We start from the raw sequence: 15,413 nt of genomic DNA on the forward strand, positions 1-15,413 counted from the left end.
GGAACCACCTTCGACCGCACGGTCGGACCGGGATGAAGGTAGCCTGAAACATTCATGAGAGGTGAAAACGCGGCAACAATGCCGCTGCATAGCTCAGGTGGACTGCGTTCTGAAAAATGACGCGGCCGGACGTGAAAGCTTTGGAAATTCGCCAAGCATTGGAGTGGGTCCGATGATCAATAGCTTTGGTGAAGATATCTGCTTGCCGTTGGTGCAGTTGATCTACGAAACCGTTGTGAGCCCGCCGGAGTGGGAAAAGGTCATAGCGGAGCTGATCGACATCACCAAGGCCGCGGCGGGAGCTGTCGTAGGCTTCAAGGGGGCGGAAGATCGGCGCGCGAGCGTGTTCGCAAAAGGCGTTCCGAAAAGCGCACTCTCCAATCCTCCGATGATTGCCGCATTGCATGCGGCAACGCTTGCCTTGGGGCAAGGAGCATTCCTGACGATCGATTTAAAGGCGAGGCTCAGTCCTCAATGGGAAGTACCCGTGCGAGACTGCTTTGGTACGGAAGGTTGCCTTCTGACGCTCGTTCTTGTCAAGGAAGGCGGACGCCGGATTACGCTGATGCTCCATTTCGATCGCCCAGGTCGAACCGAAACGGATAGAGCGGCCGAAATGCTGCAGAAATTGCTGCCGCATTTTCAGACGGCCTTTGCCATCCAAAAGGCGACCCTCCTGGAGCGGGAGAGGTCCGCGCATATGGAGAGCGCCTTCTTCAGTTCTTCCGCACCTTCGGCGATTATCACGGAAGACTATCAGGTGCGTCTCGCCAACGGTAGTTTCGAGAAATTTGTCGAGGCATCGCACCTGCTTGTCGAATACAGCGATTCGGCGATCGATTTCGTCGATACGGCCCTTCAGGATGAAGTTGCGCGTCTGATCGGCCTGGCGACATTGCACGGGCGTGTTCGGCACGTTGCCTGGGTCGAGGACAAGGTGAAGAATGTCAAATGGTTGGTAAGCGTCGATGCCCTGTCGGGGCGTGTAGGCCTCGGATCGCAATTCAAGAACGTCTTTGCCACCAACGAGCGTGTTTACATGCTGACGATACGCGAACTTGGTGGAAACAGTCTGTTGGCACCCGACACGATCAAGTCCATCTTTGGCCTGACCCCGACAGAGGCCGATCTCGCATATTGCCTTCTGAGGGGAGAAACGGCGTCGGAGATCGCGCGCCAACGTGGCGTCTCAAAGAATACGGTCCACAACCAGCTTGCCTCCGCGATGGCCCGCGTCGGGGTAAACCGGCAGACGCAATTTCTGCACTGCCTGTCGATGCTGTCCGCGATGTGCTGATCTCTGGCTCAGAAGCGCCAGGTCACGTTGACGGAGACGTTATAGTCGATCGCATGACTCATGCCGATCGTCGGCGATACACCGCCGCCGGCATCCGCGACATAGTCGATCGTCGGCACCTTGTTGACGAAGTTCACGCCGGTGTCCAAGCCGATCACGACGTTTTCCTTGGGTGCGTAGCGCAGCCCGGCGCCGAGGCCAGCAAGAAGACTGGCGTCGTCGCGTGTCTCGGAAATGAAGTCGAAGGGACCCGTCGTCATCGTTGGCAGAATTGCCGAATAGTGGCTTCGATAACGCGAATGCAGGTAGGCGCCGCCCAGCCTGGCGTCGAACGAAACACTGAGATCCGGCTGCAGGGCTTGGGTTACAGCCAGCTCGGCGATGGCACCGACATAGCGCGCGTCGAGTTCGTCGGTTTGCGTGAAGCCGACCTCAGGCACCACGATGCCCGGTTGATTGGCGGTTATACGGAGCGTTCTGCGAAAATCCACGTCGCGATCGATGGAGCGGTACATGGGGCCGAATTTAGGAGTAACCGTCCAGCCGCCCTGAAGATCGATCGGAGCGCCGAGAAGCAGTTCCTGATCGATCACGAAGGCATCCTCGCTGCGCTTGTCGATGAACGCGCTGCTGCTGAGGTCACCGGTCGCGGCCAGGGTAAAGCCGGTGTTGTCACCATAGGCTGCGTAGGCCGCGGCGCTCTGGGTCGAACCGTTAGTCAGGGTAGCTGCGAAAGACCCGCCGGTCACCCCCGTTTGGGATGCAAAGTGGGTCACACGCCCGCCCGCGGGCGACGAATCCGAGAGAAAGGTGTGACCCGTCGCGCTTGCACTGTCGGTAAACGTGACATCAGCGGTGGCGGTCGCGGGCAGCGTTCCTATAGGCGACGCGGTCAGTAGGCTCGGATCGATGCGACCGTTCGCCGAATTTCCTAAGCTGAAGTTCAGGGAATTTTGGCCGGCAAGGCTTGTTCGGTCGGTCGAGCTGGACGACAGGTCGGCGATACCGCCATTCCATTCCAGAAACAGGGGCTGCGAACCGATTTGCCCGAGCGGCAAATCGAGGCTGATGCCAAAGCCAATGCCATCGTCAATGACTCTGCTGTCGCCGGTTCCAAGAAAGTCGGGTCCCCGAGGAGCCCAGCTTGGCAAGCTGAACCAGTTGATACCGGTGCCGATCTGCACGCCTGTCGCGGGCTCGACACTCTGCGCCGTCGGCGCTGTTTTGATGTCATCGGCGACTGCAATCGATTCGCTGCTTGCAATGCTTGCCAGTGTCGCAACAAGGATAGCAGCCAGTTTGTGAGACTGAACGGCCCAACAAATCCGCATTCCCTATCACCTCGATATGGCCGCCGAAGCACGCCGGCACGACACACTGAGGTCTATTTCTATTATAATTTAGTATACAATCAATTAGCCTGGTTTCCTCCATTCGGAAGATCACCCGAACGGTGCATAAATGTCACGGCACCGACACGACGCAGAGTTTCTCGCCGCTCGGACCGTAAACCGTCAGCCGGGCGCTCCAGCCATTCGGCGACACGGAGACGGTTGAGCGCGAAAGCGCAAGCCGTCCCGGGTCATCCTTCTGGAAATCGCCGCCTTGAACGTTGCTTGAGGTGTTGCCATTGGCATTCGAGAAAATCTCGAACTGATAGCTTCCTTGGCCGCGACCGTCGCTTTCGATCGTCGGGACTAGGGTCATAGCGCCCCCTTTATCATGGTGCTCGATGATGCAATGGACGGGAGGGAGGGCAGCCATCATTGTAGGACTCCAAGGCAAAAGAGGCCAGCGGCGGCGCCGCTGACCTTCAAAGATACTCGACTAATGCTGGATGGTCACAGAGTTGTTGCCAACGCCGGACTGATAGGTCTGCGAGTTGTTGCCGCGGCCAAACTGCAGCGTACCAGAAACGTTTCCCAGGCCCTGTTGTACGGTAAGCGAGTCATTGCGGCGGCCGAACTGGGCTGTTCCGGATTCATTGAATGCGCCATGTTGAATGGTCGTCGAGTTGTTTCGAACGCCCACTTGGCCAGTACCGCTGAAGTTGCGGAAGCCACTCTGGAACGTACCGGCGCTGTTGCCCCAGCCGGTTTGGTCTGTGATGGATTCATTATCCGCTGCGAAGACAGCCGTAACTGATGAAAGCGCGAACACGGTTGCGATTACTAGGCCCTTGATTTTCATCGTATCTCTCCTCTTCCTCCCGTCGGGATTGACGGTTGAGAGACACTACCGCATCGCCAGTCGCGCGAGTGCTTCAAAGCTTACCTACCGGGAGAGGGAAGTCTCTAATTCAAGCAAGGCAATATGGTCCCTATTTGGCGAAACAGCGCAACCAATGATCTGTTGTGCCATCCCGATAGTGATCATCACCAGACGATTGGGACAGGAAGCAGCACGGAGATTTGAACCACAAATTGCAAACTCTGAGAACAGCGATCGGTTGGAACGTGTCCAATTCTTAGCTCCAACGTCGGAAGAGGGCGCTTGCGTTGACGCCACCAAAACCGAAGCCGTTAGTGATCGCATATTCCGTGACAAGTTCACGTCCCGACTTGCCGACAATGTCGAGCCCTTCGGCAGCGGGATCGGTTTCATCGAGATTGCGGGTGGGCGGCGCGATCTGGTCGCGCAATGCAAGGATCGTGAAGATCGCCTCAAGCCCACCCGCGGCGCCAAGCAGATGGCCGGTGGCGGACTTCGTCGCACTTATGGCAATCTCGCCGTTACGGCCGAAGACGGTGCCGATGGCCGCCATTTCGCCGCGGTCGCCGACGGGGGTGGATGTCGCATGAGCGTTGAGGTGCTTGATCTCCGACGGTGCTATCCGCGCCTGCCGGATTGCTGCCTCCATCGCCCGGCGCGCACCATCGCCGTCCTCCGGTCCCGCGGTCATATGGTAAGCGTCGGCCGCAGTGCCATATCCGACAAGCTCGGCCAGCGGCGTGGCGCCCCGGGCGAGAGCATGCTCCAGCGACTCGATAACCAGGATGCCCGCGCCTTCGCCCATGACAAAGCCATCGCGGCCGGTATCAAACGGACGCGAGGCAAGCTCCGGCCGATCGTTGAAGCCCGTCGAGAGTGCCCGCGCCGCAGCGAAGCCGCCGAGGCTGACTCTGTCGATGCAAGCCTCCGCGCCGCCGCAGATCGCAATATCCGCTTCGCCTGAGCGGATCAGCCGTGCGGCATCTCCGATCGCCTGCACACTGGCGGCACAGGCTGTGACGGGAGCGCCGAGCGGACCCTTGAAGCCATAGCGGATACTCACCTGGCCTGCTGCTAGGTTGACGAGGAACGACGGCACGATGAAGGGCGAGAGTCGACGAACGCCGCGCGTCTCAACTGTACGGACCGCATCCGTGATAGCGGGAAAGCCCCCGACGCCGGAGGCAATGATCGTCGCTGTGCGCTCCCGCGCGACCGTATCGTCAGGGGTCCATCCGGCCTGCCGGACTGCTTCGTCGGCAGCGCCCATCGCAAAGTGGATGAAGCGGTCCATTTTCTTCTGGTCCTTGGGCTGAATATAGCGGTCCGGATCGAATCCGCCTTCAGCGTCCTCTGCGGCCGATGGCACGACACCGCCGACCTTGGCGGAGAGGTCGCCGACGATGTCGTCGCTGAGAACCCTAAGCCCGGAGCCGCCGGCAAGCAGCCGTTGCCATGCCGTTTCAACGCCCGTGCCAAGCGGCGACACGAGTCCCATGCCAGTCACGACGATCCGATCCATCTGTCTTTTCCTTGTTAGGCATCGATGCCGAGATACCATGCCCTCGCGCGTGCAATGCGGTCGCGATCGCTTTCCGCAGCCGCCGGGCCGGGAAGCAGGCAGGTATTTCGAGGGGTAAGTTCTTCGCCGGTTTCGACGTCGACGAGTTTGGTATGCCGCTCCTTGCCGGAGGCAGAGTCGCCGAGCAAGAAGGCTAGATCTTCCTCCGGCACATGGCGGCGGCCCCACGAAAACAACGCCATCAGAACCGGAAAGAAATCTTGGCCCTTTTCCGTCAACACATATTCGTGCCGGGCGGGGCGATCGCTGTAGCGCCGTTTCTGGAGGAGGCCGGCCTCGACAAGATGTGCAAGCCGACGGGTGAGGATGTTCGGGGCAACGCCGAGGCTCTTCTGGAATTCGTCGAAGCGTGTGAGGCCCTGAAACGCATCGCGCAAGATCATAATACTCCACCAGTCGCCGACGCTGTCGAGCGCACGGGCCACCGGGCATTTGAAATTGGCAAAGCTTGTTCGTTGCATAATGCAAGCCACTATAAGAATGACTTCCATTATGCAAGTAACTTCTGGCGGAGCCGTCAGCGGTGTCGATCCCTCGGCGAAGCGCGGCAGGGCGGGCTTGCAATCAAAGGATTGAGAAAGCTACCCGGCAAGCCGGTGATTGGGGGACCCGTCGGCACCATCGATCAAGGTGATGTTCCTGCCCTTCGATTTGGCGCGAAGGAGCGCCGCGTCTGCCCTTTGCAGCAGCGTGGCGGCTGGTTTGTCATCATCCGCCAAGGCAATCCCGATCGATACAGTTACGGTCCCCAGCGGCCGCCCCTGATAGGTTATGGGTGCGGCCTCGACCGCGTTGCGAAGTTTTTCCCCAATATCGAATGCCGATTCCCGCGTCCCTTCGGGGAGAAGGACCGTGAACTCCTCGCCGCCGAACCTGTAAACGGAACCCGACTTGCCGGCCGTCTCGGCCATCAGGGTCGCAACTTGCCGCATGACGTGGTCGCCGGCATCATGGCCAAACTCGTCATTGAAGTGCTTGAAGTGATCGATGTCGACCATCAGGCAGGCCGTCGGGCGGTCAACGGTGTCTCGGCGCAGCCGGTTCATCTCGTCGTCCAGCGAGCGTCGATTGAGAAGCCCTGTCAGGGGATCGCGCACGGCAAGCTGCGTCAGCCGCTCCCTGAGCTGAAGATTGGCGATCGCCAGCCCGATATTCTCGGCGATGATCTCAATGTAGAGCCTTGCGGTCTCCATCGCCTTGCCGCCATCGGTGCCCTCGAAATACAACAGACCGACTGTGTCGCCATGGGCGGAGAGCGGTATGCAGATGCAGGCGTGTTCCCCTTCCTCAAGATGTTGGCAGGGCACATCGTCCCGCGAATGGTCGCTCACATGCGGCCTGCCGCGTCTCAATCCCCAGCATTCCGCCGGCGCCAGGACGTCATGCGACCGGTTCGGTTGAAGCCAGCGGCTGGCGGAGGTAAGGGCCGACCGGCCACCGTTCATGAGGTACAGGTGTCCGGCGAGATGTGGAAAGATCTGCGGCGCGAAAAGTGAAACGACATCGGCGAGTTCCTCCTGTTGCTGGCAGGCCTGAAGCCGATGCATCATCTGAAGAATGTGATCCTTCGTTTTCTGATCGCGCCGTCGCTCGGCATCCAGGCGCTCTCGCTCCAGGCCGTTGTCGCGGAAGATCTGGATCGCTTCGTTCATTTCGCCGATCTCGTCGTGCCGCCTGTCAGGCAGCACCTCGACGTCATAGTCCTGCTTTGCCAGTCGATTGACGATCCCAGTCATTCTGAGCAGCGGCGTTGCCACCCGACGCTTCAACACAAAATAAAGGACGCCGATGAAGACGGCCGCCGTCAGCCCCAACATCGACTTCGCTATATTGTCCCAGAGGTCGGTTCTTGCTTTTGCAGCAGCGAGTTCGTCGTCGGCACGGGTCGCCACGAGATCGGTAAAATGCTGAACGCTGGCGAGCAGATCAGTCTGCAAGCGCTCATGCTCGGGTCCAAAAAGGGTTTGCCTTGCACCGTCGCGATCGCCGTTCCCATAATCAGCAACGGCGCGTTCCTCGATTTGGTCCAATGCCTCCGCGTCACTTTCCAACCGGCGCAATGCGGCAAGTTCCGGCGATGACAGATCGGTCAACTTCAAGCCCTTGATGGCTTCCTCGCGAGCGCGTTCCTCTCCATCGGCGCTGCGGAAGGCCTGAAGGTGACGGTCCTCGCCGCGCATCACGTAGAGGCGGGCATCCTCCGTTGTCTGTTCGGCTGCTATTGCGAGCTGATCAGCAAGCTCGTCGAGTTGCTGGCGCATCTCCACCGCCGACCGTTCGCGCACGGCGCTGTAGGCAGACAGAATGAAGGCTCCGCCCGAGAGAACGGTGAGTACAACCGTCACGGCATAGGCCCAATTTGTAATCGTGCTGATCCGCATTCTGTCTCGTACCTTCGCCCCCTGGGTGGTCCTTCTGCGATGCTAAGATAGATGAATAAATGAGCACTTAATTGTATTTGCCGACCGAATTCTGGTAGCGCCAATCGATCTGCAACGGCAGTCTACCATGTTACGCGCGGAGCCGCCCTTTGTATGCTCGCGCGACGTGCTGCGCTTTCACCCGCCGAGTCGCCACCACTATTGACCACTACGCGAGAAAAAGTATTCCTTTTGTCGACAAAAGGATTCTTCAATGGCTGACACAGATTCGAACTCCACCCCAGAGCGCAAGCGCGGCTCCGGCGTCAAGATGGTCTACGACCTCTTGCGCGACGAGATCCTTGATCTTGTATTGCCGCCCGGCAGCCCCATCGATGAAGTGCAGTTGGCCGAGCGATTCAAGATGTCGCGTACGCCGATCCGCGAGGCATTGGTTCGGCTGGCGGGCGAGGGGCTGATTGAGACGCTGCCAAACCGTTCGACTATGGTATCGAATATCGACTTCCTGAATCTCAACACCTTCTTCGACGCGTTGGTCCTGATGTACCGCGTGACGACACGGCTTGCGGCGCGAAACCACCGCCCGGAGGATTTGGCGATTATCCGCGGCTTCCATGCAGACTATGCGGCGGCCGTTGAGGGACGCAATGCACTGACCATGATCTCCACCAATGCGGCTTTCCACGCAGCAATCGCCGAGGCGGGCCGCAATCCCTATTTCACCAGCCTGTTCCGTCGTTTGCTGGATGAGGGGAGACGCATTCTGCGACTTTACTACCGGTCTTACGACGAGCAGTTTCCGCAACGCTTCGTCGATGAGCATGCGGAAATCATCGCTGCTATCGAGGCACGCGACATCGAGGCGGCCGACCGCTTGGGCAAGGCGCACGCGGAGCAGATCGTTGCCCAGGTGCAGAAGCTTTTCAGCCGTGATGTCGGGATCGACATAGCGCTTTAAAGACTGCGGCGGCCTTTGCGTTTTTCTTGTCGACAAATAAAATACAAGATGATATATCACCTGACAAAGAGGGAGGCTCTGCACGTTTGTGTCGGCCGACTGATCAAACGGCCGAAAGGAGACCGATATGAAGGCTAAGATTTTCTCGGGCGTGATCCCCGCCCTGATGACCCCCTGCAAGCAGGATCGTACCCCCGATTTCGACGCCCTTGTCCGCAAGGGACAGGAACTGATCGTCCAGGGCATGTCGGCAGTCGTTTACTGCGGTTCGATGGGTGACTGGCCGCTCCTGACCGATGCGCAGCGCATGGAAGGCGTCGAGCGCCTGGTAAAGGCTGGCATCCCGGTCATCGTTGGGACCGGTGCCGTCAACAGCGCCTCGGCCGTTGCACATGCAGCGCACGCCCAGAAGGTAGGCGCCCAGGGCCTGATGGTCATCCCGCGTGTCCTGTCGCGTGGCTCGGTGATCGGCGCCCAGAAGGCGCACTTCAAGGCAATCCTTTCGGCTGCCCCCGATCTTCCTGCTGTCATCTACAACAGCCCCTATTATGGTTTTGCCACCCGCGCTGATCTGTTCTTTGCGCTCCGGGCCGAGCATCCTAACCTAGTCGGTTTCAAGGAATTCGGCGGCGCTGCCGATATGCGTTATGCGGCCGAGAACATCACCAGCCGCGATGATGGTGTTTCGCTGATGATCGGCGTCGACACGGCCGTCTTCCACGGCTTCGTGAACTGCGGTGCGACCGGCGCCATCACCGGCATCGGCAATGTGCTGCCCAAGGAAGTGCTGCACCTCTGCAACCTCTCGCAGGCAGCGGCTGAAGGCGATGCGGATGCCCGCCAGCGGGCGCTGGAGCTCGAGCAGGCACTGGCAGTGCTCTCCTCGTTCGACGAAGGCCCGGACCTCGTCCTGTTCTTCAAGCACATGATGGTGTTGAAGGGTGACAAGGAATACACGCTGCACTTCAACGAAACCGACGTCCTGACGGACAGTCAGCGCGGTTACGTCGAATCTCAGTTCAAGCTCTTCAACAACTGGTACGCAGAGTGGAGCAAGCTCCCCGGCGCAGTGGCGAAGTACAAGGCTTGATTTTCTAAAGCTCTCAGATCGAAAGGCCCTCCAACGGAGGGCCTTTTTGCGTTTCCGGCGGTCTCAGGTGGTGGCTCAGGCCACCGCCTCCAGGCCGAGTGCGAGCAACCGCTCGAGCTGCTTGATTTCGGCCTCGGTCAGCGTGACGCCATTGGCTTCCGATTTTGCACGCGCCACATACCGGCGCTGTGAGGGCAGGCGGGCGCCTTGGCCGACGATTGCCTCAAACAGCATCTCTGCACGCGCAAACTGATTGCCCGGCCGGCCGGCGGCGAAGGCCTCCGGCGAGAATGCAATGATCAACTCGCCGTGGAAGGGCGCAAGTGTTGTCGTGCCGAGATAGTCGAGCACCTCTGGGCTTGTCAGGTCGCCGATCATGATGCCGGCGAGCAGCTCGATCATCGTGCCGATGGCCGAGCCCTTGTGTCCGCCGAATGGCAGCATGGCGCCAGCAAGCGCAGCTTCCGGATCGGTCGTCGGGTTGCCGTCGGCATCGATCGCCCAGCCGTCCGGCAACGATTTTCCCGCCCGCCGATGCAGCTCGATTTCCCCGCGCGCGGCAACCGAGGTGGCGAAATCGAAGACATAGGGTGGCTGGCCGGCGCGCGGCCAGGCGAATGCAAAGGGGTTGGTGCCGAGCAGGGGTTTGTTGCCTCCTGTCGGTGCAACTGTCGCATAGCTCGGGCACATGACGAGACCCGCAAGTCCTTGTTCGGTAAGCGCTTCTGCTTCTGGCCACAGGGCGGAGAAGTGGGTGCAGTCGTTGATAACGAGTGCTGCCAGTCCGCATGCTCGAGCGCGCTCCGCGAGTGCCGGAAGGCCGAGTTCGAAGGCCGGATTGGCGAAGCCGCCCTTGGCGTTGACCTTTACAATCGCCAAACCCTCCTGCAGCAGCAATTCCGGAACCGCATCCGGCTTCACCTTGCCCGCTTTGACGGTACGCAACGCACCTTCGATCCGATAGATACCGTGCGACTTGCAGGCATCCCGCTCACCGGCGACAATTACGCGAGCGAGCGCACCGGCTTGGATCTCGTTGAGGCCTGCCTTGCGGAAAATTGCATCGACCCTCTCCTGCAGGGCCGCGACGGTCAGGGTGGTGTTCTCGCTCATCTTGTGTCTCTCATGGCTGGCCCGGCCGCCGAAGGCGATCGAGTGTTGAAGTTATAAATACATAGAGTATACAAAGATCCGGCATGCGCAATTCGCCTGCAGATGGATTTTCGCAAGGCGCCCCCGGCTTTCAAGGAAGGAATAGCAAATGGTCTTCACTCCCAATGGAAAACACCTCGTCGCGGGCGAATGGCTCGACGGAGCGGGTACTTTTGCATCCGCACCGGCGCATGGTCCAGTGCATCAGTTCGCCGTTGGCACGGTCGACCTGGTGAGCCGCGCCTGCGAGGCGGCCGAAGATGCCTTCTGGAGCTACGGCTACTCCACACGCGCAGAGCGGGCCGCGTTCCTTCGTGCGATCGCTGACGAGATCGAGGCGCGGGCCGAGGCAATCACGGAGATTGGTAGCCAGGAAACGGGTCTGCCGGAAGCGCGCCTGCAGGGCGAACGCGGCCGCACGACCGGCCAGTTGCGGCTCTTTGCCGATCACATCGAAAAGGGCGAATATCTTGACCGCCGCCGTGACGCGGCGCTGCCTGACCGTCAACCCGCGCCGCGGCCGGAGATCCGCCTCATTCAGCGCCCGATCGGCCCGGTGGCCGTCTTCGGTGCGTCGAACTTCCCGCTGGCCTTCTCGACTGCTGGCGGTGATACGGCCGCCGCACTAGCCGCGGGTTGCCCTGTCGTGGTCAAGGGTCACTCGGCGCATCCCGGCACCGGCGAAATCGTCGCCCAGGCGATCGAAGCTGCCATCCGCAAGACCGGTATTCATCCCGGCGTCTTCTCGCTGATCCAGGGCGGCAATCGCCAGGTCGGCGAAGCCCTGGTGCAGCATCCGCGTATCAAGGCTGTTGGCTTCACCGGCTCGCTCGCCGGCGGTCGCGCGCTCTTCAACCTATGTGCCGCACGGCCTGAGCCGATCCCGTTCTTCGGTGAACTCGGTTCTGTCAATCCGATGTTCCTTTTGCCCGAAGCGCTGAAGGCACGCGGCGAAACGCTCGGCCAGGGCTGGGCGGGATCGCTGACCATGGGTGCCGGGCAGTTCTGCACCAATCCCGGCATCGCCGTGGTGGCGGAAGGCGCCGAAGCCGATCGCTTCGTGGCCGCAACGGTTGAAGCACTGGGCAAGGTGGCGCCGCAGACCATGCTCACGGACGGCATCGCGAAGGCCTATCAGGATGGACAGGCGCGCTTTGCAACCCGCAATACGGTCAACCCGCTGTTCACCGGCGAGTCCTCCGGCCGGACGGCTGCACCCAACCTTTTTGAGACGACCGGTGCGCAGTTCCTGGCCGACCACGCCCTCGGTGAAGAGGTCTTCGGGCCGCTTGGCCTTGTGGTTCGCGTTAAGACGATTGATGAGATGGAGCAACTGGCGCGCGGCTTCGAAGGTCAGTTGACGGCGACGATCCACATGGATGCCGGCGACATCGCCGACGCCCGCCGTCTGCGCCCAGTGCTCGAGCGTAAGGCGGGGCGCGTCCTTGTCAACGGTTTCCCGACGGGCGTCGAGGTCGTCGATTCCATGGTCCATGGCGGCCCCTATCCGGCTTCGACGAACTTCGGAGCAACCAGCGTCGGCACGATGTCGATCCGCCGCTTCCTGCGGCCGGTCTCGTACCAGAATATGTCGGAAGATCTTCTGCCTGAGGATTTCCTCGGCTGATTTTCATCGAGAGGTAGAAAAGCAAAGGGCGGCCACTACTTGGCCGCCCTTTTTGTCGACATGATCGCTATTCGTCTTATACTTTTTGCATACTTGATGTATTTTAAGATTGATTTGCGCGCGCTGAAGAGGAATAGTGCGCCTCGCTGTCCATCGACAAATCCAACTCTGGGAGAGAGAAAAATGAAAACCTCGGTCCTCGCTTTCGGCCTTCTGGCCGCCGCCACCCTCCTGACCAGCCCGGCCAAAGCCGACAAGCTGGACGACATCATCGGTTCGGGCACGCTGCGCTGCGCCGTTGTGCTGGACTTCCCACCGATGGGTTCGCGCGACGAGAACAACAATCCGATCGGCTTCGACGTGGACTACTGCAACGATCTGGCCAAGGCGCTCGGCGTAACTGCCGAAATCGTCGAGACCCCGTTCCCTGAGCGTATTCCGGCGCTGATGTCCGGCCGCGTCGATGTCGGCGTCGCCTCCACCTCCGACACGCTGGAGCGTGCCAAGACCGTCGGCATGACCGTTCCCTACTTTGCCTTCGAGATGGCGGTTACCGCCAACGAGAAGTCGGGCGTGAAGTCCTTCGAAGACATGAAGGGCAAGGTTGTCGGCGCAACCGCTGGCACCTACGAAGCGATCGCGCTCGAACAGCAGGTGAAGGCTTGGGGTGTCGGCGAGTTCCGTCCTTACCAGACGCAGGCCGACGTGTTCCTCGCACTGAGCCAGGGCCAGCTTGACGCCACCGTCTCGACCTCGACCGTTGCTCAGGCCAACGTCAAGACCGGCAAGTTCCCGGGCATCGCAGTGGTCGGCAAGGCGCCGTTCGATATCGACTACGTCGCGCTCTTCACCAACCGTGAGGAGTACGGCCTGGTCAACTACCTGAACCTGTTCATCAACCAGCAGGTTCGCACCGGCCGCTACGCCGAGCTCTACAAGAAGTGGGTCGGCGGCGACGTCCCGTCGCTCGCGGTCAACGGCGTTTACCGCTAATCTGGACCGTTTCTCCCGCGGCGCGAGGTCATCCCTCGCGCCGTAGCTTTACGACAAGGTGAGACGGTCATGTTTAACTACACCTTCCACTGGAACCAAGCGCTCAAGGCATTGCCACAAATGCTCGACGGCGCGCTGGTCACGCTGCAGATCGCGCTCCTGTCCATGATTATCGGACTGGCGTGCGCGCTTGCACTGACCTTGTTCCGACTCTCCGGCAACCGCATTCTCGCTGGCTTTGCCACTGCCTGGGTCGAGATCGCGCGAAACACACCTGCGCTCTTCCAGATCTACATGGCCCATTTTGGCCTTGGCAATTTTGGCATTCACCTCACGCCGTTTACCGCGCTCCTGGTTGGCATTGCCTTTAACAACGCCGGTTACTTGGCAGAGAATTTCCGTGGCGCACTGAAGGCGATCCCGGACACACAGACACGCGCCGGGCGCTCGCTTGGCATGACGTCCATGCAGGCGTTTCGACTGATTGTCCTTCCGCAAATGCTGCGCGTGGCGTTCCTGCCGGCGACCAACCAGATGGTCTGGGCAGTTCTGATGACCTCGCTCGGCGTGACCGTCGGCATGAACACCGATCTCGCCGGCGTGACGCAGGAGCTGAATGCGCGCTCTTTCCGCACCTTTGAATTCTTCGCCTTGGCCGCGGTGATCTACTACGTCATCGCCAAAGTTCTGACCCTTGCCGCCCGGGCACTTGCCTGGCGCATGTTCCGCTACTGAGAGAGGTGAGAGATGTTTGGTACTGCCCTCACCTGGGGTGATCTGGCCTTCCTGGCGCAAGGCGCGGGGATGACGCTCGCGGTCACCGTTGTTTCGGTCGCGGCCGGAACCGTCCTCGGGATCCTCTTCGGGATGATCCGCGTCGAACTCGGACCCTACTGGTCCGCACCGCTGACCTTCGCTCTCGACGTCTTCCGCTCGGTGCCTTTGTTGATCCAGCTTGTGCTCGGCAATGCCTTGCAGTCGATCATGCGGCTTGGCTGGCCTCCGTTCACGACCTCCTGCGTTGTGCTGTCGCTCTATACGGCTGCCTACTGCACGGAAATCGTCCGCGGTGGAATTTCTTCGGTGCCGCCGACCACACGGCGTGCTGCCCGGTCGCTCGGCATGACCTGGTCGCAGGATATGCGCTACATTGTCATGCCGCTTGCGACACGCGTTTCGCTGCCGTCCTGGATCGGCCTGACGCTTGGCGTCATGAAGGATTCCGCGCTGGTACTTTGGCTCGGCCTGATCGAGCTGCTGCGCGCCTCGCAGATCCTCGTGACCCGGCTGCAGGAACCGTTGTTCATCCTGATGATCTGCGGCGCCGTCTACTTTATTATCAGCTTCCCCATCGCCCGGATTGGCGGGTATCTCGAAAAACGGTGGTCCCCCAATGATTGAGATTGAAAACGTCCGCAAATCCTTCGGCTCATTGGAGGTCCTGAAGGGCATCAACCTCACTGTCCCCAAGGGCGAGGTACTGACCATCATCGGTGGTTCCGGCTCGGGAAAGTCGACATTGCTCACCTGTATCAATGGTCTCGAAGCCATCGATAGCGGCCGTATCGTTGTTGACGGCACGGATGTCCATGCCAAGGCGACCGACCTGAACAGGCTCCGCCGCAAGCTCGGTATCGTCTTCCAGCAGTGGAACGCGTTCCCGCATCTGACGGTGCTGGAAAACGTCATGCTCGCGCCCAGAAAGGTGCTCGGCCTTCCCAAGGCAGAAGCCGAAGCGATGGCTGTAAAGCAGCTTACCCACGTCGGCCTGGGGGAGAAGCTGAAGGTCTATCCGAACCGCATGTCCGGTGGCCAGCAGCAGCGCATGGCGATTGCGCGCGCGCTCGCCATGTCGCCGGAATACATGCTGTTCGACGAGGTCACCTCGGCGCTCGACCCGCAGCTCGTCGGCGAAGTCCTCGACACGCTGCGCATGCTCGCCTCCGAAGGGATGACGATGATCTGCGTCACGCACGAAATGAAGTTTGCGCGTGAGGTTTCCGATCGCGTCGCTTTCTTCCACAAGGGTGTGATGGCTGAGATTGCTCCGCCGGAAGAGCTGTTCGGTGCGCCGAAGGATCCGGAGCTGCAGGCATTCCTCGCTGCCACTCACTGAGGCGAT

15 protein-coding genes are annotated in these 15,413 nt (G+C 60.4%); 8 read left to right on the forward strand and 7 right to left on the reverse strand.

Annotation, left to right across the window (positions count from 1 at the left end; all coding sequences use genetic code 11):
* Window positions 1–172: 172 nt before the first annotated feature.
* Complete coding sequence (locus FHT97_RS14580) at window positions 173–1,297, forward strand: helix-turn-helix transcriptional regulator (protein ID WP_183863132.1); 1,125 nt, start codon at window positions 173–175, stop codon at window positions 1,295–1,297.
* Between the two features lie 8 nt (window positions 1,298–1,305).
* On the opposite strand, the gene FHT97_RS14585 is transcribed toward FHT97_RS14580, so the two are convergent.
* The 6 genes from FHT97_RS14585 to FHT97_RS14610 form a co-directional block, all read right to left on the reverse strand.
* On the reverse strand, window positions 1,306–2,628 hold the full coding sequence (locus FHT97_RS14585) for a hypothetical protein (RefSeq protein ID WP_183863134.1): 1,323 nt from the start codon (window positions 2,626–2,628) through the stop codon (window positions 1,306–1,308).
* A 133-nt stretch (window positions 2,629–2,761) separates the two neighbouring features.
* Window positions 2,762–3,064, reverse strand: coding sequence for a curli-like amyloid fiber formation chaperone CsgH (gene csgH, locus FHT97_RS14590; protein WP_183863136.1), 303 nt, complete (start codon window positions 3,062–3,064; stop codon window positions 2,762–2,764).
* Between the two features lie 60 nt (window positions 3,065–3,124).
* Window positions 3,125–3,487, reverse strand: coding sequence for a hypothetical protein (locus FHT97_RS14595; protein WP_183863138.1), 363 nt, complete (start codon window positions 3,485–3,487; stop codon window positions 3,125–3,127).
* Between the two features lie 277 nt (window positions 3,488–3,764).
* Window positions 3,765–5,030: a beta-ketoacyl-ACP synthase II gene (gene fabF, locus FHT97_RS14600; RefSeq protein WP_183863140.1), complete on the reverse strand. Its 1,266-nt coding sequence runs from the start codon at window positions 5,028–5,030 to the stop codon at window positions 3,765–3,767.
* 14 nt (window positions 5,031–5,044) lie between these two features.
* Window positions 5,045–5,551 carry a helix-turn-helix domain-containing protein gene (locus FHT97_RS14605; RefSeq protein ID WP_183863142.1) on the reverse strand — a complete coding sequence of 169 codons (507 nt, stop codon included), beginning with the start codon at window positions 5,549–5,551 and terminating at the stop codon, window positions 5,045–5,047.
* A 120-nt stretch (window positions 5,552–5,671) separates the two neighbouring features.
* Complete coding sequence (locus FHT97_RS14610) at window positions 5,672–7,471, reverse strand: diguanylate cyclase (RefSeq protein WP_183863144.1); 1,800 nt, start codon at window positions 7,469–7,471, stop codon at window positions 5,672–5,674.
* Between the two features lie 253 nt (window positions 7,472–7,724).
* On the opposite strand from FHT97_RS14610, the gene FHT97_RS14615 reads away from it, so the two are divergent.
* Window positions 7,725–8,429: a GntR family transcriptional regulator gene (locus FHT97_RS14615; RefSeq protein ID WP_183863146.1), complete on the forward strand. Its 705-nt coding sequence runs from the start codon at window positions 7,725–7,727 to the stop codon at window positions 8,427–8,429.
* A 127-nt stretch (window positions 8,430–8,556) separates the two neighbouring features.
* Window positions 8,557–9,519, forward strand: coding sequence for a dihydrodipicolinate synthase family protein (locus tag FHT97_RS14620; protein ID WP_183863148.1), 963 nt, complete (start codon window positions 8,557–8,559; stop codon window positions 9,517–9,519).
* Window positions 9,520–9,594: 75 nt separating this feature from the next.
* Here FHT97_RS14620 and FHT97_RS14625 read toward each other — a convergent pair whose 3' ends face one another.
* Window positions 9,595–10,632: an Ldh family oxidoreductase gene (locus FHT97_RS14625; RefSeq protein WP_183863150.1), complete on the reverse strand. Its 1,038-nt coding sequence runs from the start codon at window positions 10,630–10,632 to the stop codon at window positions 9,595–9,597.
* Between the two features lie 148 nt (window positions 10,633–10,780).
* Here FHT97_RS14625 and FHT97_RS14630 point away from each other — a divergent pair, with 148 nt between their 5' ends.
* The 5 genes from FHT97_RS14630 (at window position 10,781) to FHT97_RS14650 (ending at window position 15,407) form a co-directional block, all read left to right on the forward strand.
* Window positions 10,781–12,298 (forward strand): aldehyde dehydrogenase (NADP(+)), encoded by a 1,518-nt coding sequence (locus FHT97_RS14630; RefSeq protein ID WP_183863152.1) that lies wholly within the window; start codon window positions 10,781–10,783, stop codon window positions 12,296–12,298.
* Between the two features lie 183 nt (window positions 12,299–12,481).
* Window positions 12,482–13,291: a transporter substrate-binding domain-containing protein gene (locus FHT97_RS14635; protein ID WP_114710407.1), complete on the forward strand. Its 810-nt coding sequence runs from the start codon at window positions 12,482–12,484 to the stop codon at window positions 13,289–13,291.
* A gap of 69 nt (window positions 13,292–13,360) precedes the next feature.
* Window positions 13,361–14,026 carry an amino acid ABC transporter permease gene (locus FHT97_RS14640; RefSeq protein WP_183863154.1) on the forward strand — a complete coding sequence of 222 codons (666 nt, stop codon included), beginning with the start codon at window positions 13,361–13,363 and terminating at the stop codon, window positions 14,024–14,026.
* A gap of 12 nt (window positions 14,027–14,038) precedes the next feature.
* Window positions 14,039–14,692 carry an amino acid ABC transporter permease gene (locus FHT97_RS14645; protein WP_183863156.1) on the forward strand — a complete coding sequence of 218 codons (654 nt, stop codon included), beginning with the start codon at window positions 14,039–14,041 and terminating at the stop codon, window positions 14,690–14,692.
* A complete protein-coding gene (locus FHT97_RS14650; protein ID WP_183757742.1) occupies window positions 14,685–15,407 on the forward strand; it encodes an amino acid ABC transporter ATP-binding protein in 723 nt (240 codons plus the stop codon). Before FHT97_RS14645 ends, FHT97_RS14650 begins: the two co-directional genes overlap by 8 nt.
* The last annotated feature ends 6 nt before the right edge of the window (window positions 15,408–15,413 follow it).

Source organism: Rhizobium sp. BK399 (assembly GCF_014194695.1).
Lineage (GTDB): Bacteria > Pseudomonadota > Alphaproteobacteria > Rhizobiales > Rhizobiaceae > Rhizobium.